The sequence below is a fragment of the Burkholderia cepacia ATCC 25416 genome, assembly GCF_001411495.1.
GTDB classification, from domain to species: domain Bacteria; phylum Pseudomonadota; class Gammaproteobacteria; order Burkholderiales; family Burkholderiaceae; genus Burkholderia; species Burkholderia cepacia.
The window spans coordinates 3,226,226-3,246,496 of the sequence record NZ_CP012982.1 but is presented as its reverse complement, the minus strand read 5'-3'; the positions used below and the strand labels follow the sequence as shown (position 1 = coordinate 3,246,496).

Sequence of the window (20,271 nt, the reverse complement as noted above, 5' to 3'; positions counted from 1 at the left end):
ATGAATTCCTCCTCCGATTCGATCTCCCCCGGCGCAGGCGGATTCGTGCCGCCGAATCCGGGCGGCATGCATCCGGCCGCGGCGGGGGCGGCCGGCCCGACCGCGACGCAGCCGCGCCCCGGGCGCTGGGCCGCGAGCGGCACGAACCCGCTCGTCGCGGCCGCCAATCCGCTGCTCAACCTCGTGCCGCAGATCCGTTCGACCGTCCATCACCCGAATCCCGCGTGGCTGCGCGAGCATCTCGTCGTCGAGATCCGGCAGTTCGAGGCGCGCGCGCAGGAGGCCGGCGTGCCGTCGGAAGCGATCATCGGCGCGCGCTACTGCCTGTGCACGGCGCTCGACGAGGCGGCCGCGCTGACGCCGTGGGGCGGCAGCGTGTGGTCGTCGCACAGCCTGCTCGTGTCGTTTCACAACGAGACCTGGGGCGGCGAGAAATTCTTCCACCTGCTCGAACGCCTGTCGCAGCAGCCGCGCCAGCATCTCGACCTGCTCGAGCTGCTGTATTTCTGTCTCGCGCTCGGCTTCGAGGGCCGTTATCGCGTGCTCGACAACGGCCATGCGCAGCTCGACGCGCTGCGCCACCAGCTCGCGCTCACGATCCGCTCGGTGCGCGGCGAATTCGAGCCGGCGCTGTCGCCGCACTGGCGCGACGTCGTCACGCGCGATGTCGCGCGCCGGTTCGTCGTGCCGCTGTGGGTGTGCGTGGCGCTCGCGCTGCTGATCGGCTTCGGCGTGTTCGTCGGGCTGCGGATCGCGCTCGCCGGGCATTCGGACCGGCTGTTCGCGTCGATCGACGCGCTGCACGTGCCGAAGCTGCAGCCCGCGCAGGCGCCGCCGCGCCCGGCACCGGCCCCGCGCATCGCGAAGTTCCTGGAACCGGAGATCGCGGCCGGCCTCGTGTCGGTGCGCGACGCCGCCGATCGCAGCGTGATCGTGCTGCGCGGCGACGGGTTGTTCAAGTCGGGTTCGACGTCGGTGATCGATCGCTACGTGCCGGTGCTCGCCCGTGTGGCCGACGCGCTGGACAAGGTGCCCGGCAACGTGCGCGTGACCGGTTATACGGACGACACGCCCGTGCATACGGCGCGCTTCGCGTCGAACTGGGACCTGTCGCGCGAACGCGCGGAAGCCGTGCGCGGCATGATCGCCGCGCGGCTCGATCATCCGGAACGGCTCGCGGCGGAAGGGCGCGGCACGCTCGACCCGGTCGCACCGAACGATTCGCCCGCGAATCGCGCGCTGAACCGGCGCGTCGAGATCACGCTGCTGCCGGCGCCCGGCAGTGCCGCCGCCGGCGCGAGCGCAACGCAGGGGGCCAACTGACATGAACCAGGCTGTCGCGCGTTTCGTCCGGCCGTTGCCGTCGCGGGAGATCTGGACCTTCGCCGGTCTCGTCGTGCTCGCGTGCTTCGTGTGGCTCGCGGGCCCGCTGTTCGCGTTCGCCGAGGTCCGCCCGCTCGAAAGCGGCTGGGCGCGCGGGCTGACGATCGCGGTGCTGTTCATCGCGTGGGGCGCGCGCGTCGCGTGGCGCAGCTGGCGCGCCGGCCGGCTCAACGCGCAGTTGCTGAACCAGCTGCGCGAAGCGGCGCCCGGGCCGGCCACCGCCGACGATCCGGCGAAAGCGCAGCTCGACGAGTTGCGCAGCCGCTTCGACGAAGCCGCGACGCTGCTGAAGAAGGTCCGCTTCGGGCAGGCCGACACCGTGCGCAAGGGCCTGCCGCGCTGGTTCGACCGGATGTCGCGACAGTATCTGTACCAGTTGCCGTGGTACGTGTTCATCGGCGCGCCGGGCTCGGGCAAGACCACCGCGCTCGTGAATTCCGGGCTCAGTTTTCCGCTCGCCGAGCAGTTCGGCCGCGCGGCGATTCGCGGCGTGGGCGGCACGCGACATTGCGACTGGTGGTTCACGAACGACGCGGTGCTGATCGATACGGCCGGCCGCTATACGACACACGAGGGCAACCGTGCGCTCGACGAGGCCGAGTGGAAAGGCTTCGTCGACCTGCTGAAGAAATACCGCACGCGCCAGCCGCTGAACGGCGCGATGCTGACGATCAGCGTGGCCGACCTGCTCGGCGCGTCGGAGGCCGAGCGCACGCAGCACGCGATGGTGCTGCGCAAGCGGCTGCTCGAACTGCGCGCGCAGCTCGGCATCCGCTTTCCCGTGTACCTGCTCGTGACGAAGGCCGACCTGCTCGCGGGCTTCGCCGAGTATTTCGGCAACTACGGCCGCGCGGAATGCGCGCAGGTGTGGGGTTTCACGTTCCCGCTCGCGCAGAGCGAGGCGCCGGGTTTCGACCTGCGTGCGGCATTCGACCGCGAATACCGGCTGCTTCACCAGCGGCTGAACGACGGGCTGCCCGAACTGCTCGCCGCGCAGACCGACGCGCGCCAGCGCGAGATGACGTACCTGCTGCCGCAGCAGATCGCGGACCTGCAGGACATGCTCGGCCAATTCGTCGCCGAGGTGTTTTCCGTGTCGAGCTACGAACCGATGCCGATGCTGCGCGGCGTCTACCTGACGAGCGGCACGCAGGAGGGCACCGCGTTCGATCGCGTGATGAGCGGCATCAAGCGCTTCCTGAAGATCGAGGGCGTGCCGCCGGTCGCGCAGGTCGGCTCGACCGGCCGCAGCTTCTTCCTGAAGTCGCTGCTGCAGGAGCACATCTTCCGCGAAGCGTCGCTCGCCGGCAGCGACCTGCGCTGGCATCAGAAACGACGCGTGCTGCAGATCGCCGGCTACGTGCTGCTCGCGCTGGTGTGCGTGGCCGTGCTGGTCGCCTGGCTGCGCAGCTATTCGAACAATCGCGCGTATCTCGACCAGATCGGCGCGCGCGTGCCGGCCGTCGACGCGCAGATTGCCGGCGCGAAATTCTCCGATGCGGCCGACGTCGCCCGCCTGCTGCCCGTGCTCGACGCGCTCGGCGGCCTCGCGAATACCGGTGGCGTCGACCTGCAGCATCCGCCGCTCGCGTACCGGTGGGGGCTGTTCCAGGGCGAGAAGATCGACGAGGCCGTCGACGCCGTGTACCGGCGCGCGCTCGAGGACGTGCTGCTGCCGATCGCCGCGAGCCGGATGGAGGCCGCGCTGCGCGACGCGCGGCCCGACGAGACCGAATTCGCGTATGCGGCGCTGAAGGCGTACCTGATGCTGTACGACAGCGCGCACTACGATCCCGCGTTCGTGCAGGCCGTCGTCGATCTCGAAATGGAACGCGCGCTGCCGCCCGATTTCTCGCCGGCCGAACGCACCGCGCTGCGTGCGCATCTCGCCGCGCTGTTCGGCGGCCGCGTCGCGGTGTCGCCGTATCCGATGAACGAGCGGCTCGTGGCCGACGTGCGCGACCGGCTGCGGCAGGTGCCGTTCTCGCAGCGGCTGTACCGGCAGCTCACAATGACGCTGCGGCCGGCCACCGCAGCGTTCGACTTCAGCGTCGCGCGCGCGGTCGGCCCCGACGCGTCGCTGGTGTTCCGCCGCCAGGGCGGCAAGCCGCTGTCGGAAGGCGTGCCGGGCCTCTATACGCGCAACGGTTATCGCAACGTGTTCGCGCCGCGCCTGGCCGGCGAGGTCGAGGCCTACGGGCGCGAGGAAGTGTGGGTGCTGAACCTCGGGCTCTCCGAGATTCCCGGGCCGAACGACGCGGCCGCGTGGGCCCGCGATATCCGCCAGCTGTACCTGAACGACTACCTGAAGATCTGGGACGACTATCTCGCCGACATCAAGCTGCAGCGCACCGCGACGCTCGCGCAGAGCATCCAGGTGGCACGCGCGCTGTCGTCCGCCGATTCGCCGCTCACGCGGCTGATGGTCGCGCTCGCGCGCGACACGGCGCTCGGCGATGCACCGGGGGGCGGGGCGCGCAATCTCGCCACGCGCGCGCAGGACAAGGTCGACGAGGCGCGCAGCTCGCTGTCGCAGATCTTCGCGAGCAAGGGAAGCGATGCGAACACGTCCGCAGCAGCGCCCGCGAGCGCCGAGCAGATCGTCGACAGCCACTTCGCCGGGTTGCGCGCGTTCGCGCCGGGCAGCGGCGACCAGGCCCAGGCGTTCAACGACGTGCTGAAGTCGATCGACGCGCTGTACACCTACCTGACGGCCACCGACGACGCATTGAGGAGCGGCGCGCAGCCGCCGCCGTCCGACGCGCCGGCGAAGCTGCGCGCGCAGGCCGGCCGCCTGCCGACGCCGTTCCGCGACGTGCTCGACGACCTGTCGAACGTCGCGAACGGCAGCGTGGCGACCGTCGAGCAGCGCAGCGTCGCGACGCGGGCCGGCGCGAACGTCGGCGACTTCTGCCGGCAGGCGATCGCGGGGCGCTATCCGTTCGCGCGCGGATCGTCGCGCGACGTCGCGCCGGCGGATTTCGCGCAGATGTTCGCACCCGGCGGCCTGATGGACGACTTCTTCCAGAAGAACCTGCAGTCGATCGTCGATACGACGTCGCACCCGTGGCGCTTCGCGAACCGCAATGCGGACGCCGATCCGTCGGCCGCCGCGATGCTGGCGTCGTTCGAGAAGGCGGCGGTGATCCGCGACGCCTATTTCGGCGGCGGTGCGCGCACCGCGCAGCTGAAGGTGCAGATCCAGCCGCTCGAAATGGACCCGTCGATCACGGAGATGGTGCTCGACGTCGACGGGCAGATCGTCCGCTACGCGCACGGCCCGCTCGTGCAGAGCGCGGTGGACTGGCCGGGCCCGCGCGGCAGCAGCCAGGTGCGGCTGCAGGTGTCGGGGCAGGCCGGCGCGACCGACGGCTTCTCGACCGACGGGCCGTGGGCGCTGCACCGGCTGTTCGACCGCGCGGCCGTATCGGCCGGGCGCGGCTCCGACCAGATGATTGCGCGCTTCACGGTCGACGGCAAACCGATCGTGCTGCAAGTGAATGCGGGCAGTGTCCGCAACCCGTTCAGGCTGCCCCAGATGGAGTCCTTTACATGCCCTCCGAAGCCATGAGCCCGACACCGCCGTTCACGCGTACCGACGGCGATGCGCCGGCCTGGTACGGGAAGATTCCCGGCGCCGGCGACTTCGTGAACAGCCGGCTGCCGCATGCGCTCGCGCTGTGGTGGGAGCGCTGGCTCCAGCAGGGGATGGCCGCGATGCGCCAGCGCGGCGCGGACGAAATCGAGCGCCATTACACAGTCGCGCCGGTCTGGAATTTCCTGATCCCGGCGGGCGCCGGCGCGTCGTGCGTGCAGCCGGGCTGCCTCGCGCCGAGCTGCGACCGCGTGGGGCGCTACTACCCGGTGATCGTCACGCTGCCGATGCGTGCGGCCGATTACTGGAACGGGCTGCCGGACGCCGCCGACGCGTTCTACTGGCAGGTCGGACAGGCGCTGCTCGACGCGATCCGCCATGCCCGCGCGCCGGGCGATCTCGAGCGGACGCTCGAACGCGTGCGGCTCGCGCCGGGCGTCGACAGGCACGCGGACATCGTCGACGGCACGCCGGCGCCGCTGCCGGAGCGGCCGGCGCCGGCCGCGTGGCCGGGGCTGTCCGGTTACTTCGACCCGCACGGCGGCACCAGCTTCTGGTGGACCAACCGCGCGGACGGATCGCCGCTGCGCACGCACGCGCACACGGGCACGCCCGACAACGCGCTGTTCCTGACGCTGTTCGGCGGCGGTTAGCGGCCGGACAGAAGGACGGCGGGCCGCCGGGCGCGGCGGCGGGCGGAAAGGACGCGGTTTCGAGAGGTGGTGGAGATGAAGGACGCTGGATCGAGAGACAACGAGCACGACACGGCGACACGCGGCGACGCATCCGAATTCACGGTGCGGCCGCTGCCGCTCGGCCATCGCCTCGGCGAATTGCAGCTCGACGAGGTGCTGGGCATCGGCGGCTTCGGGATCGTCTATCGCGCGTTCGACCGCACGTTGCGGCGCGCGGTCGCGATCAAGGAGTACATGCCGTCGATGCTGGCCACGCGCGGCGGCGACTATACGGTGTCGCTGCGCTCCGAGCGGTTCGCGCAGGCATTCGACGCGGGGCGCGGCGCGTTCCTCAACGAAGCGCGCCTGCTCGCGCAATTCGACCATCCGGGGCTCGTCAAGGTCCTGCATTTCTGGGAAAGCCACGGCACCGCGTACATGGTGATGCCGTTCTACGAGGGGCGCACGCTCAAGCAACTGCTCGACGGCGGGATGCGGATCAGCGAGACACAGTTGCGCAACATCGTCGGCGCGCTGCTCGGCGCGCTCGACACGCTGCATCGCGCGCAGTGCTTCCATCGCGACGTCGCGCTCGACAACGTGCTGATCCGCCCGAACGGCAGCGCGATCCTGCTCGACTTCGGCGCGGCACGCAAACGGATCGGCGATCTGGTCGACGACGGCGCGATGATGATCAAGCCCGGCTACGCGCCGATCGAGCAATACACCGACGATCCCGCGTTCAGCCAGGGGCCATGGACGGATCTCTATGCGCTCGGCGCGGTGATGCACGCGATGATCACCGGCGAGTTGCCGCCCGCGGCCGTCGTGCGCAGCATCAAGGACACGTACCGGCCGCTCGCGTCGCGTGAACTGCCGGCCGGCGAGGTGTACAGCCCGGCTTTTCTCGCGGCCGTCGATCATGCGCTGCAGTTGCGGATTCCGGACCGGCCGGAATCGGTCGCGGCATTCGCGGCGGAACTCGGGTTGCGGGACTTCGACCGGACGGGCAGCGGGTATGGCGCGCCCGCCGTGCCGCCCGTGGGCGATGCGGGCAGGAGCGGGGGAGACAAGGGGGCGGCTTCTGTCGAGGCCGGGACCGCGTCGGCTGCCGCCGCGACTTCGATCGGCGCGGGTGGGACTGCTTCGGGTGGCGCTGCGCCGCCGACGCAGGCGGGTGCAGGCCCTGTGTCGACGCCTACGGACACGGTATCCGCATCGCCCGGTGTGTCGGACGGCAAGCCGGAAACCGACGATGTGTCTCCAACGTTGAAAGCGGCCACGCACGGCGCAGCCGCCACGGCGGCTGCGGGAGCGCTCGCAGCGTCCGCATCGCATGCGTCCCGGCCGACCGCGAAACCGGTTGAATCCGATGCGCCGAATGGAAACGTCGAACGCGCGAAAGAACCGTCCGCTGCACGCACCGACCCGCACGACGAAACCGGCGCGCGATCCGCAAGACCCGATACGGACATCGGCGCGCGTGGTGCGGCGGGTTCCGCGAAAGCGGACGCGTTCGCGGCTGAAGGCGCTGGTGCCGGTGCCGGTGCCGGTGCCGCAAGTACGGCCGCACCGTATCCCGCTGCATCGTCGTCAGGCGGCGCTTCCGTGCCGCCCGGCGCTCAGCACAGCCACGCCCCCGCCGGATCGCGCAAGCGCCGGCTGCCTGTCTACGCCGGTGGCGCGGTCGTCGCGCTGATCGCCGTCGGGCTCGCCGCGACCTATCTGTCGCGTCCCGCCCGCGTGGCCGACGAGCCCACGCCCGTCGCGAGCCAGCCGCAGGCCGGCACGTCACCGCCCGCGAGCACGCCGGCTGCCACACTGGCCCAGCAGGGGCCGACGCCGATCGTCGTGCCGCCGTCCAGCCTGCCGGCCGGATCGTCTGCACAGGTTCCGCCGCCACGCGTCGCCGCCGAGCCTGCCAGCACGCCGGCCGTCGAGGCCGCCGCGCCCGCGCCGCAGGTTGCGACCACCGTGACGAACGCGGCCCCGCCGCCGGCCGGCGCCAGCCCCGCCATCGCGCCCGCCGGCAGCCTCGACGCGTCGGAGCGCGTCGTCAACGTGCCGCCGTCGGAAGCCGCCGTTCCGCCGGTGACGACGCCATCCCCGGCACCGAAACCGCCGGACAGCCAGACGGCCGTCGCCGCCGTGAACGCGCTGCCTGCCGAGCAACAGCCGCGTGCGCCGAAGGCGCAGGAAACCGTGCAGGTGCGTTTCAACGTGCGGCCATGGGGCGACGTCTACGTGAACGGCGCGCGGCGCGGTGCGAGCCCGCCGCTGCGTTCGGTATCGCTGACGCCGGGCGTCTACGTGATCGAAATCCGCAACGGCTCGCTGCCGCCGTTGCACCGCACCGTGGCGATCGATTTCGGCAGCAAACCGGTCAACATCGACTATGCATTCGAATGACGTCAGCCAGGCGGCGCTGGCCGCCGCCGCATTTTCCGCGGTGCCGCCCGGCATCCCGGCGACGCCGCGCGCGGGCCTGATCGGCCCGTTGCTCGCGGATGTCGCGCCCGATGCGCCGTGCGGCGCGAACCTCGAATACGACGCCGAGTTCCTCCAGTTGCAGGAGCGTGCGACGCCACGCGCCGAGCAGCAATACGGCGACACCGTGATCCCGGCCGAGGCGCCCGACTGGCGCGCGGTCGAGCGGCTCGCGCTGGCGCTGTCCGCGCGCACGAAGGACCTGCGCGTGATCGCCTGTCTCGCGCGAAGCTGGATCGAGCAGCACGGCATCCCCGGTTATGCGGACGCGCTCGCGCTCGTCGCGAACCTGCTCGAGCGCCGCTGGGACGCCCTGCATCCGCGGCTCGACGCGGACGGCGAACCGGACCCGACACCGCGGATGAACGCGCTCGCCGACGTGGCCGGCGCACACGACTGCGCGCGCGCGGCGCGCCGCCAGCCGCTGTTCGAAGGCGGGCCGAGCGTGCGCGACGCCGAACGGCTGCTCGACGGCCGCGACGATACCGGCAGCCCCGCGGCCGGCAGCCGCGAAAGCCTGCTGGCCGCGCTGTCGGCCGCGTCGGGCGACGGCGCGACGCCGCTCGACGCGGCGCGCGCGGCACTGCATGCGCTGGATGCGATCCGCGCGTGCGTGACGGACAAGCTGGGCCGCGAATGGGCACCCGACGAAGGCGATGCGGAGAAGGCGCTGCGGCGCATCGCACGCGAGGTGCCGCTACCCGAGCCGCAACCGGTGTCGCCCGCCACGCAGCAGGCCGTTCCCGGCGACGCGTCGCAGGCGGTCTCGGCACCCGCTGCGTCGACGTCGACGCCGATGCCAAACGCCCACGCGTGGCGCGAGGCCGACATCACGAGCCGCGACGACGTGCGCATCGGTCTCGACAAGATGTGCCGCTATTTCGAGCAGCACGAACCGAGCCACCCGGCGCCGCTGCTGCTGCGGCGCGCGCAGCGGCTGCTCGCGCTCGACTTCTACGAAATCATCCGCGATCTCGCGCCGGAGAGCCTCGCGAAGCTGGACCTGCTGAGCGGCGAGCGAAGCGAATGAAACGAATGGACCGAACGAAAGGAACCGCCATGCGGGCGGCAACGACGGACTGCGCAACCTGATCGATGTGAAGGAGTGGACGATGACGGACAGAACCAAGGCGGCGGGCAGCGGACAGAAGTTCATCGCGCGCAATCGGGCGCCGCGCGTGCAGATCGAGTATGACGTCGAGACCTACGGCGCCGAACGCAAGGTACAGCTGCCGTTCGTGATGGGCGTGATTTCGGACCTGGCGGGCAAGCGTGCCGAGCCGCTGCCGGACCTGCCGGAGCGCAAGTTTCTCGAGATCGACGTCGACAACTTCGACGAGCGGATGAAATCGGTCGCGCCGCGCGTCGCGTTCCAGGTGCCGAACACGCTGACGGGCGAAGGGATGCTCAACGTCGACATGACGTTCGAGCAGATCGACGATTTCTCGCCGGCCGCGATCGCACGCAACGTCGACGCGCTGCGCCGGCTGCTGGAGGCGCGCACCGAGCTGTCGAACCTGCTCTCGTACATGGACGGCAAGCACGGTGCCGAGCAACTGATCGAACGCGCGATCAACGACCCCGACCTGCTGAAGACGCTCGTGCGCGAACCGCACGCGAGCGCGCAGAGCGGCGACGCGACCCAACCGGAGGCCCGCGATGAATGATCCTGTCCAGTCCCGCGTCGACGCGCGCGATGCCGCGCGACCCGCCGTCGCGCACGACGAATTCGCGGCGCTGCTGCAGAAGGAGTTCAAGCCGAAGACGGCCGAGGCGCGCGAATCGGTCGAGCGCGCGGTGCGCACGCTTGCGCAGCAGGCGCTCGAACATACGGTCGGCATGACGAACGACGCGTACGGCAGCGTGAAGCAGATCATCGCGGAGATCGACCGCAAGCTGTCCGAGCAGATCAACCAGATCCTGCATCACGACGAGTTCCAGACGCTCGAAGGCGCGTGGCGCGGGCTGCATTACCTCGTCACGCACACCGAGACCGACGAGCTGCTGAAGATCAAGGCGCTGCCGGCGTCGCGCAACGAAGTCGCGCGGACGCTGAAACGCTACAAGGGCGTCGCGTGGGACCAGAGCCCGCTGTTCCGCAAGATCTACGAGGAGGAATACGGGCAGTTCGGCGGCGAGCCGTTCGGCTGCCTGGTCGGCGATTTCCATTTCAACCACAGCCCGCCCGACGTCGAGATGCTCGGCGAGCTGTCGAAGATCGCGGCGGCCGCGCACGCGCCGTTCATCGCCGGCGCGTCGCCCGAGCTGATGCAGATGGATTCGTGGCAGGAGCTGTCGAACCCGCGCGACCTGACGAAGATCTTCCAGAACACCGAATACGCGGCGTGGCGCAGCCTGCGGCAGTCGGAGGATTCGCGCTACATCGGGCTCGCGATGCCGCGCTTTCTCGCCCGGCTGCCGTACGGCGCGCGCACCAACCCGGTCGACGAATTCGACTTCGAGGAAGACACCGACGCCGCGAACCACGACCGCTACACGTGGGCGAACTCGGCGTACGCGATGGCCGCGAACATCAACCGCTCGTTCAAGCAGTACGGCTGGTGTTCGTCGATCCGCGGCGTTGAATCGGGCGGGGCGGTCGAAGGGCTGCCGAGCCACACGTTCCCGACCGACGACGGCGGCGTCGACCAGAAGTGCCCGACCGAGATCGCGATCAGCGACCGCCGCGAGGCCGAGCTCGCGAAGAACGGCTTCATGCCGTTCGTGCACCGGAAGAACTCGGATTTCGCGGCGTTCATCGGCGCGCAGTCGCTGTACCAGCCGGCCGAGTATCACGATCCCGACGCGACCGCGAACGCGCGCCTGTCCGGCCGCCTGCCGTACCTGTTCGCGTGCTGCCGCTTCGCGCATTACCTGAAGTGCATCGTGCGCGACAAGATCGGCTCGTTCCGCGAACGCGACGACATGGAGCGCTGGCTGAACGACTGGATCATGAACTACGTCGACGGCGACCCCGTCAATTCGTCGCAGGAAACCAAGGCGCGCAAGCCGCTCGCGGCCGCGCAGGTGGTCGTCGACGAGGTCGAGGACAACCCCGGCTACTACACGTCGAAATTCTTCCTGCGGCCGCATTACCAGCTGGAAGGGCTCACCGTGTCGCTGCGGCTCATCTCGCGGCTGCCGACCGCGAAGGCGGCCAACGAATGAGCGGCGGCGCATGCAACGATCGGACTTCAACGCGGCATTCATCCTGACATCGCACTGAAACGGAGACGGTTATGGGCGTGGCAATGTTTATGAAGGTGGACGGCGTGACCGGCGAATCGGCGGACGCGCAGCACAAGGGCTGGACCGACATCCAGTCGTTCACGTGGGGCGCGAGCCAGCCGGGCGCCATGGCGAGCGGCAGCGGCGGCAACGCGGGCAAGGCGAGCTTCAACGATCTGGTCGTCGCCGCGTACATGGACAAGGGGGCACCCGCGATCATCAAGAACTGCGCGAACGGCAAGCATTTGTCGTCGGTCGAGATCTCCGCGTGCAAGACGGGCGGCACGCAGGTCGAGTTCATGCGCGTGACGCTGCAGGAGGTGCTCGTCACGTCCGCGCAGGTCGCGGGGATCGATCCGGGCGACGTCGCCGACCGGCTGATGATGCACTACGGCTTCCAGGCCGCGAAGGTGAAGAAGCAGTACTGGCAGCAGAACGACAACGGCGGCAAGGGCGCGGAGGTGACCGTCGGCTGGAACATCAAGGAAAACACCGAGATGTGACGGCGCGGAGACGACCATGGACGACCCGCGAACCCGCGACGGCCGGGAGGGCAACCTGCGCGACCGGCTTCAGCCCGCGCTGCTCGACCGGCTCACCGACGACACGCCCCAGCGCGCGAGCGAAGCGCCCGGCGCGCAGTGGATCGGCACCGAACGCCTGCGTGCGGCCGTGCTGCGCGATCTCGCGTGGCTGCTCAACACGCGCAACGCCGAGGACGGTTTCGTCGACTGGCCGGCGTTCGCGCACGCGCAGGCGTCGGTGCTCAACTACGGGATGCGGCCGCTCGTCGGCAAGCCGATGTCGGGCGTCGAGCGGATGTCGGTCGAGGCGTCGATCCGCGACGCGATCGTGCGCTTCGAGCCGCGCATCGCGCCCGACAGCATCGACGTCCGCAGCGTGACCGATGCGCCGGGCGGCCGCGCCGGTGAACGGCGTCACAACGTGCTGCTGTTCGAGATTCGCGGCACGCTGTGGTCGATCCCGCATCCGCTCGAATTCGTGCTGCGCTCCGACCTCGATCTCGAGACGGGCGCGATGTCGCTGCAATCCGTGGCGGGAGCCTGACGCGATGGATACGCGCCTGCTCGACTACTACAACCGTGAACTCGCGTACCTGCGCGAGCTCGGCGGCGAATTCGCGCAGCAGTTCCCGAAGGTGGCCGCGCGGCTGCGGCTCAATGAATCGGGGCCGCCCGACCCGTACGTCGAGCGGCTGCTCGAGGGCTTCAGCTTCCTCACCGCGCGCGTGCAGTTGAAGATGGACGCCGAGTTTCCGCGCTTCACGCAGGCGCTGCTCGATGCCGTGTATCCCGGCTATGTCGCGCCGCTGCCGTCGATGGCGATCGTGCGGTTCGCGCCGATGCTGAACGAAGGCAGCCTCGCGCAAGGCTGGCGGCTGCCGGCCGGCACGGCGCTGCGTGCGCGGCCGGCCGCGTCCGAGCAGACCGCGTGCGAATTCCGCACCGCGCACGACCTGACGCTGTGGCCGCTCGAACTGACCGATGCGAGCGTCACCGGCGCACCGTCGTGGCTGCCGCGCGGCGTCGTCGCCGCACGGCAGGACGTGCGCGGTGCGCTGCGCATCCGGCTGAAGGCGCGCGGCGGCGCCAGGCTGTCGCAACTGCCGCTCGACCGGCTGACGTTCCATCTCGCGGGCCCCGAGCGCGACGCGCTGCACCTGCTCGAACTGATCGCCGCGCATGCGCTCGGCGTCGTGTGCCACGATCCGGCGCAGCCGCCGCGCTGGCTGCATACGCTCGATGCCGACGCGATCGTCCACGAGGGTTTCGATCCCGCGCAGGCGATCCTGCCCGACAACGGCCGCAGCTTCCACGGTTACCGGCTCCTGCGCGAGTATTTCGCGTTTCCGGCGCGTTTCCTGTTCTTCAGCATCGGCGGGCTGCGTGCCGCGCTCGCTCGCGCGACCGGCGACGAGTTCGAACTGACCGTGCTGTTCGACCGCCACGACGCCGCGCTCGAGGCGGCCGTCAGCGCGCGCCACCTCGCGCTGAACTGCACGCCGGCCGTGAACCTGTTCGCGCGCCGCGCCGATCGCATTCAGTTGCAGCCGGGAGCGCGCGAACACCATGTCGTCGTCGATCGCAGCCGGCCGCTCGACTACGAGGTCTATGCGGTGCAGCGCCTCGCGAGCGAGCAGCGCGACGACGGCCAGTCGCGCGAATTCCGGCCGTTTCACGCGTCGTTCGCCGGCGACGACGGCAACCACGGCGCGTACTACACGGTGCGGCGCGAACCGCGGCTCGTCTCCGCCCAGGCGCGCGCGAACGGCACGCGCACCGGCTACGTCGGCAGCGAGACCTACGTGTCGCTCGTCGACAGCCAGTGCGCGCCGTACGACGAGACGATGCGCTACCTGGCGGCCGACACGCTGTGCACGAACCGCGACCTCGTGCTGCTGCAGCCGCCCGGCGACGCGAACACGTTCACGCTGCGCGTGTCGGCCCCGGTCGACAGCATCGTCGCGATCCGCGGCCCGTCGCGGCCGCGCCCGCCGATCGCCGACGCGCAAACCGCGTGGCGGCTGATCCGCCATCTCGGGCTCGCACGTCACACGCTGACCGATCTCGACGACGACGAGGGCGCGCATGCGCTGCGCGAACTGCTCGGCCTGCACGCCGACCCGGCCGATGCCGCGATGCGCCGGCAGATCGACGGCGTGCTGCGCGTGGCGTTCTCGCCGGTGTTCCGCCGGCTGCCGGCGTCCGGCCCCCTGATGTTCGGGCGTGGCGTGCAGGTCGACGTGACCGTCGACGACCATGCGTTCTCCGGCGACAGCCCGTTCCTGCTCGGCGCGGTGCTCGAACAGTTCTTCGCGCGCCACGTGTCGATCAACGCGTTCGCCGAATGCGTGCTGACCAGCGCGCAGCGCGGCACGCTCGCGCACTGGCCGGCGCGTGTCGGCAGGCGGCCCGCGATATGACGCGCGACATGTCTCCGCGTGCCGGAACGGCCACCGAAGCCGCACGCCGCGACGCGTGGTGGGCGCGCCTGCGTGCCGCACCGCACGGTTACGACCTGTTCCAGGCGTTGCGCTGGCTCGATGCGCTGTCGCCCGGCCGCGCGCCGCTCGGCCATGCCACGCGGCCGCGCGACGAGCCGGTGCGGCTCGGGCAGCAACCGTCGCTCGCGTTCGCGGCGTCGATGCTCGCCGGCGTGACCGACGACGGCACCGTGCCGCCGCGCATTGCCATTCACGGATTCGGGCTGTTCGGCCCGAACGGGCCGCTGCCGACACACCTGACCGAATACGCGTACGAACGCGCCGCACAGCACGACGACCCGACGTTTGCGGCGTTCGCCGACCTGTTTCATCACCGGCTGATCCTGCTGTTCTACCGCGCGTGGGCCGACGCGCAGCCGACGGTGAGCCTCGATCGCCCGGAACGCGCGCGCTTCGACGGGTATGTCGCGAGCCTGATCGGGCGCGCGGCGCACGACAACGATCCCGCCGCGCATGCCGACGCCGACACGCTCGCGCCGCATGCGCGTTATTTCCATGCCGGCCATCTCGTCCGGCACACGCGCAACCCGGAAGGGCTCGTGCAGATCCTGCGCCGGCATTTCGGTGTCGAGGCCCGCATCGTCGAGCACGTGCCGCAATGGGTCGCGATCGAGCGGTCGCAGCGCTGCACGATCCGCGCGACGCGGCCGACCTTGCGGCTGGGCGCCGTCGCGCTCGGCATCGCGGTGCGCGATGCGCAGTCGCGCTTCCGGATCGTGCTCGGCCCGCTGTCGCTCGACGCGTACCGCCGCTTCCTGCCGGGCGGCCCGCATGCCCGGCAGCTCGCGCACTGGGTGCGCGAATACGTCGGTATCGAGTTCGACTGGGACGTGCAGCTCGAACTGGCGGCCGACGCGGTGCCGGCGATCGCGCTCGGCGCACCGCAGGGCATCGGCCGCACCGCGTGGCTCGGGCAGCGGCTCGAACCGGGCCCCGCGCGCGACCTCGTCGTCCGCTACGACGTGCGGCGCGCCGGCGCACCCCTTCATCGCGAAACCGCCTAAACGGGAACCGTCATGTCCGATATCGGCCGCGTCAACCTGTTCGGAAAACTGAATCCGTTCCTCTACGAGACGCTCGAGCAGGCGACCGGCTTCTGCCGATTGCGCGGTAATCCTTACGTCGAGCTCGCGCACTGGTTCAAGCAGATGCTGCAACGCCCCGACGGCGACCTGCAGCGCGTGCTGCGCCACTTCGCGATCGACGACGCCGCGATCGATCGCGGGCTCGTCGCCGCGCTCGACAAACTGCCGCGCGGCGCGGGCTCGGTGTCGGATCTGTCCGTGCATATCGACGACGCCGTCGAACGTGCGTGGGTATACGCGACGCTGAAGTACGACGCGACGCGCATTCGCGGCGCGGTGCTGCTGCTCGCCATCCTGAAGACGCCGCAGTTGCGCAACGTGCTGCTGGCGATCACGCGCGAATTCGAGCGCATCGTGCCGGACGTGCTCGCCGACGCGCTCGAATCGATCGTCGAAGGCTCGCCCGAGGCGCCGCCGGCCGGGCAAGCGACGCCGGGCGGCGGCACGGCGATGCGCGGCGCGGCCGGCGCCGCGGACGGCCCGGCGCTCGCACGCTTCGCCGTCGACCTGACCGCCCGCGCGCGGGCCGGCGAGATCGACCCGGTCATCGGGCGCGACGCCGAGATTCGCCAGATCGTCGACATCCTGCTGCGGCGCCGGCAGAACAACCCGCTGCTGGTCGGCGAGGCCGGCGTCGGCAAGACGGCCGTTGCGGAAGGCTTCGCGCTGCGGATCGCCGCCGGCGACGTGCCGCCGTCGCTGCGCGACGTCGCGCTGTACCTGCTCGACATCGGGCTGCTGCAGGCCGGCGCGAGCGTGAAGGGCGAGTTCGAGAGCCGGCTGCGCGGCGTGATCGACGAGGCGATGTCGTCCGAGCGGCCGGCGATCCTGTTCATCGATGAAGTCCACACGCTCGTCGGCGCGGGCGGGGCCGCCGGCACCGGCGACGCCGCGAACCTGCTGAAGCCCGCGCTCGCGCGCGGCCTGCTGCGCACGATCGGCGCGACCACGTGGTCCGAGTACAAGCAGTACATCGAGAAGGACCCGGCGCTGACGCGACGCTTCCAGCTCGTGCACGTGCACGAACCGGAAGAGGCGGCCGCGCTGACGATGCTGCGCGGCCTGGCCGGGAAGCTCGAGGCGCATCACCGCGTGCTCGTGCTCGACGACGCGCTGCAGGCCGCCGTCACGCTGTCGCACCGCTACATTCCCGCCCGCCAGTTGCCGGACAAGGCGATCAGCCTGCTCGACACGGCCTGCGCGCGCGTCGCCGTCAGCCAACACGCGGTGCCCGCGCCGATCGAGGATGCGCGCCGCCGCATCGACAGCCTGCGCGTCGAACAGGAGCGGATCGGACGCGAATGCGCGCTCGGCACCGGCGACATCGCGCGGCGCGATGCGATCGATCACGACATCGCCACCGCCCGAGCCGAGCTCGACCGGCTCGACACGCGCTGGCAGACCGAACGCGACGCGTTGACGGCGATCGTCGATGCCCGCGCGTTGCTGCTCGACGACGACCCGTCGCACGTGCTCGACGCCGACGCGCGCGTCGTCGCTCAAACCCGCCTGTCGGCCGCCCAGCAGGCGCTGGCCGACCTGCAGGGCGATGCGCCGCTCGTGCTGCCCGCCGTCGACACGCACGCCGTGGCCGCCGTCGTCGCCGACTGGACCGGCATTCCGCTCGGCCGGATGGTGCGCGACGAAACGCAGGCCGTGCTGAAGCTCGCCGATACGCTCGGCGAACGCGTCGTCGGCCAGAAGCACGCGGTCGAGCTGATCGCCGAGCGCATCCAGACCGCGCGCGCCAGGCTGGACGACCCGAAGAAACCGCATGGCGTGTTCCTGCTGTGCGGGCCGTCCGGCGTCGGCAAGACCGAAACCGCGCTCGCGCTGGCCGACACGCTGTACGGCGGCGAACACAACGCGATCACCATCAACATGAGCGAGTTCCAGGAGGCGCATACCGTGTCGACGCTGAAGGGCGCGCCGCCCGGCTATGTCGGCTACGGGCAGGGTGGCGTGCTCACCGAGGCCGTGCGCCGGCGCCCGTATAGCGTCGTGCTGCTCGACGAGATCGAGAAGGCGCACCGCGACGTGCACGAGATTTTCTTCCAGGTGTTCGACAAGGGCTGGATGGAGGACGGCGAGGGGCGCGACATCGATTTCCGGCATACGGTGATCCTGCTGACGTCGAACGTCGGCGCCGATCGCGTGATGCAGCTGTGCCGCGATCCCGAGCGCCTGCCCGACGTGCAGACGCTCGCCGATGCACTGCGCGCGCCGCTGCTCGACGTGTTTCCCGCCGCGCTGCTCGGCCGGCTGACCGTCGTGCCGTACTACCCGCTCACCGACGCGACGCTTGCGAGGATCGTCGCCCTGCAGTTGCGGCGGATCGAGCAACGGATCGACGCGCATCACGGCATCCGGCTGCGCTGCACCGATGCGGCGACCGCGCTGGTCGTCGAGCGCTGCCGGACGATCGAGTCCGGCGGCCGGATGGTCGACGCGATCCTCACGCATACCGTGATGCCGCGCATCGGCCGCGCGATCCTGCAGGCGACGCTCGAGGGCCGCACGCTGTCGTCGATCGAGCTGGGCGCGGCCGACGGCGAATTCGCATACCGGTTCGACGAGGAGGAGACGACTTGAATCGCGTATTCACACTCGACAGCCCGCACGGCGACGACCTCAAGTTCCATACGCTCGACGGCAGCGACGAACTCGGCCGGCTGTTCGAATTCCGGATCGAGGCGCTCGCTGACAGTCACAGCCTGTCGCTGAAGGACATGCTCGGCAAGCCCGTGACGGTCCGGATCGAACAGCAGGACCTGTCGACGCGCTACCTGAACGGCATCGTGGCGCGCGCGTCGCTCGCCGGCCGGCGCGCCGAGCGGTACTACGGCTACGAGCTGATCGTGCGGCCCTGGTTGTGGCTCGCGACGCGCCGCTCCGATTGCCGGATCTTCCAGAACAAGACCGTGCCGGAGATCGTGCAGGAGGTCCTGTCGACGTACGGCTTTCCGATCGAGAGCCACCTGGCGGAGACGTACGTGCCGCGCGATTACTGCGTGCAGTACAACGAGACCGACGCCGCGTTCGTGTCGCGGCTGATGGAGTTCGAGGGGATCTACTTCTGGTTCAGGCACGCCGAGGATACGCATACGCTGATGCTGGGCGACGCGATGTCGTCGCACACGGCGCTGCCCGGCTACGAGACGATTCCGTACATCGCGCGCGACCGCACAGCGATCGCCGACGAGGAGCGCATCGACGGCTGGCTGCCCGCGCAGGAAGTGAGCGTCGGCCGGCACCAGACCACCGACTACGACTATACGAAGCCGCGTGCCGATCTTTCGTCGCAGAAGGTCGATCCGCGTGGGCACGATCACGACAGTTTTGCGTCGTTCGAGTGGCCGGGCGGCTATCGCGACGATGCGCCGGGCGCACATTACAGCCGCGTTCGGCTCGAGGAGCAGCAGGCCGAGCATGAGCGGGCGAGCGCCGATACCGATGTGCGCGGTGTCGCGCCCGGTTACCTGTTCACGCTCGAACGTTGCCCGCGCGCCGACCAGAACCGCGAATACCTGATCGTGCGGTGCCAGTACCGCTTTCAGGAGAACGCGTATGCGAGCGATCAGGGCGCGGAGGCTGTGGTGCATCAGACGATGATGCTCGTGCAGCCGTCGAGCCTGCCTTACCGGTCACCGCGCGACACGCCGCGGCCACGCACCAACGGGCCGCAGACGGCCACCGTGGTCGGGCCGCCGGGGGAGGAAATCTGGACCGATCAATACGGGCGCGTGAAGCTGCAGTTCCGGTGGGATCGATATGGGCAAAGCAATCAGGATTCGTCGTGCTGGGTGCGGGTGTCGAGTCCTTGGGCCGGGGGCGGGTTCGGTGGTGTGCAGATTCCGCGGGTGGGCGACGAGGTCGTCGTGGATTTCCTGAACGGCGATCCGGACGAGCCGATCGTGACCGGGCGGGTTTACAACGGCGAAAAGATGCCGCCGTGGGGGCTGCCCGGAAGCGCGACGCAGAGCGGGTTGCTGTCGCGCTCGTCACCGGGCGGTACGACCGAGCATGCGAATGCGTTCCGCTTCGAGGACAAGAAGGGCGCCGAGCAGCTGTGGATGCACGCAGAACGGAATTTCGATGCGGAGACGGAACTCGATCATTCGCTTTCCGTCGGGAACAACCATACGCATACGGTCGGGAACGACGAAACGATGCAGGTGAAGAACAACCGGCAACGGAGCGTGGGGCAGAACGAGACGGTGAATATCGGGCAGAACCGGGTCGCGCAGATCGGGGCGAACGAGACGCATGGGGTCGTCGGCAACCGGACGCGAACGGTCGGACAGAACGAAACCGTGACGATTGCCGCGAATCGGGACGCGACCATCGGTGGCGCGCACACCGAGACGGTTGCAAAAGCCAAGACCGAAACAATCGGTGAAGCCAAGACGCTGAACGTCGGACAGATGTATCAGACGACGTCGCAGGACATGAAGACGCTGGTTGCGTCGGCGCATACCGAAGAGATCGGCACGCGCACTTCGACGATTGCGAATGCGCACACGCACACGGTCGGCGGTGAGCACACCGTCAACGTCGGCGCGAACCATACGACGAACGTGCAGCATCAGGTGCTCGTCAACGCAGGCGATCAGCTTGCGCTCGTCTGCGGGATGTCGAGCATCGTGATGAAAAGCGACGGCACCATCATGATCCAGGGCGTCAACGTCGCGTCGACCGGCACGAACACCCACAGCGTGAACGGCAAGACGGTGACGTCGTCGGCGACTGCGGAGCACACGGTCGAAGGCGCCGTCCTGAAACTGAACCCGTGAC

At 69.9% G+C, this 20,271-nt stretch carries 13 protein-coding genes; all 13 read left to right on the top strand.

Translation table 11 applies throughout. The features are described from left to right. The 13 genes from APZ15_RS31685 (at position 1) to APZ15_RS31625 (ending at position 20,270) form a co-directional block, all read left to right on the top strand. Complete coding sequence (locus APZ15_RS31685) at positions 1 to 1,323, top strand: DotU family type VI secretion system protein (RefSeq protein WP_027791611.1); 1,323 nt, start codon at positions 1 to 3, stop codon at positions 1,321 to 1,323. A gap of 1 nt (position 1,324) precedes the next feature. Then, positions 1,325 to 4,954, top strand: coding sequence for a type VI secretion system membrane subunit TssM (tssM, locus tag APZ15_RS31680; protein WP_027791612.1), 3,630 nt, complete (start codon positions 1,325 to 1,327; stop codon positions 4,952 to 4,954). Beyond that, positions 4,936 to 5,631, top strand: coding sequence for a type VI secretion system-associated protein TagF (gene tagF, locus APZ15_RS31675; protein WP_063623160.1), 696 nt, complete (start codon positions 4,936 to 4,938; stop codon positions 5,629 to 5,631). The genes tssM and tagF overlap by 19 nt, the downstream gene beginning before the upstream one ends. A gap of 75 nt (positions 5,632 to 5,706) precedes the next feature. After that, complete coding sequence (locus APZ15_RS31670) at positions 5,707 to 8,061, top strand: serine/threonine-protein kinase (RefSeq protein ID WP_027791614.1); 2,355 nt, start codon at positions 5,707 to 5,709, stop codon at positions 8,059 to 8,061. Continuing rightward, on the top strand, positions 8,048 to 9,169 hold the full coding sequence (gene tssA / locus APZ15_RS31665) for a type VI secretion system protein TssA (protein WP_080981882.1): 1,122 nt from the start codon (positions 8,048 to 8,050) through the stop codon (positions 9,167 to 9,169). Before APZ15_RS31670 ends, tssA begins: the two co-directional genes overlap by 14 nt. 82 nt (positions 9,170 to 9,251) lie before the next feature. Continuing rightward, a complete protein-coding gene (gene tssB, locus APZ15_RS31660) occupies positions 9,252 to 9,806 on the top strand; it encodes a type VI secretion system contractile sheath small subunit (RefSeq protein WP_027791616.1) in 555 nt (184 codons plus the stop codon). Further along, complete coding sequence (gene tssC, locus APZ15_RS31655) at positions 9,799 to 11,307, top strand: type VI secretion system contractile sheath large subunit (protein WP_027791617.1); 1,509 nt, start codon at positions 9,799 to 9,801, stop codon at positions 11,305 to 11,307. Before tssB ends, tssC begins: the two co-directional genes overlap by 8 nt. A gap of 71 nt (positions 11,308 to 11,378) precedes the next feature. After that, positions 11,379 to 11,870: an Hcp family type VI secretion system effector gene (locus tag APZ15_RS31650; protein WP_027791618.1), complete on the top strand. Its 492-nt coding sequence runs from the start codon at positions 11,379 to 11,381 to the stop codon at positions 11,868 to 11,870. 16 nt (positions 11,871 to 11,886) lie between these two features. Next, a complete protein-coding gene (tssE, locus tag APZ15_RS31645) occupies positions 11,887 to 12,435 on the top strand; it encodes a type VI secretion system baseplate subunit TssE (RefSeq protein WP_021157089.1) in 549 nt (182 codons plus the stop codon). Between the two features lie 4 nt (positions 12,436 to 12,439). Continuing rightward, entirely contained in the window at positions 12,440 to 14,311 is a 1,872-nt protein-coding gene (tssF, locus tag APZ15_RS31640; RefSeq protein ID WP_027791620.1) for a type VI secretion system baseplate subunit TssF, read from the top strand. A gap of 8 nt (positions 14,312 to 14,319) precedes the next feature. Further along, positions 14,320 to 15,396: a type VI secretion system baseplate subunit TssG gene (gene tssG, locus APZ15_RS31635; RefSeq protein WP_306304898.1), complete on the top strand. Its 1,077-nt coding sequence runs from the start codon at positions 14,320 to 14,322 to the stop codon at positions 15,394 to 15,396. A 12-nt stretch (positions 15,397 to 15,408) separates the two neighbouring features. Then, positions 15,409 to 18,069 (top strand): type VI secretion system ATPase TssH, encoded by a 2,661-nt coding sequence (gene tssH / locus APZ15_RS31630; RefSeq protein WP_027791621.1) that lies wholly within the window; start codon positions 15,409 to 15,411, stop codon positions 18,067 to 18,069. After that, on the top strand, positions 18,066 to 20,270 hold the full coding sequence (locus tag APZ15_RS31625; RefSeq protein ID WP_027791622.1) for a type VI secretion system Vgr family protein: 2,205 nt from the start codon (positions 18,066 to 18,068) through the stop codon (positions 20,268 to 20,270). Before tssH ends, APZ15_RS31625 begins: the two co-directional genes overlap by 4 nt. The last annotated feature ends 1 nt before the right edge of the window (position 20,271 follow it).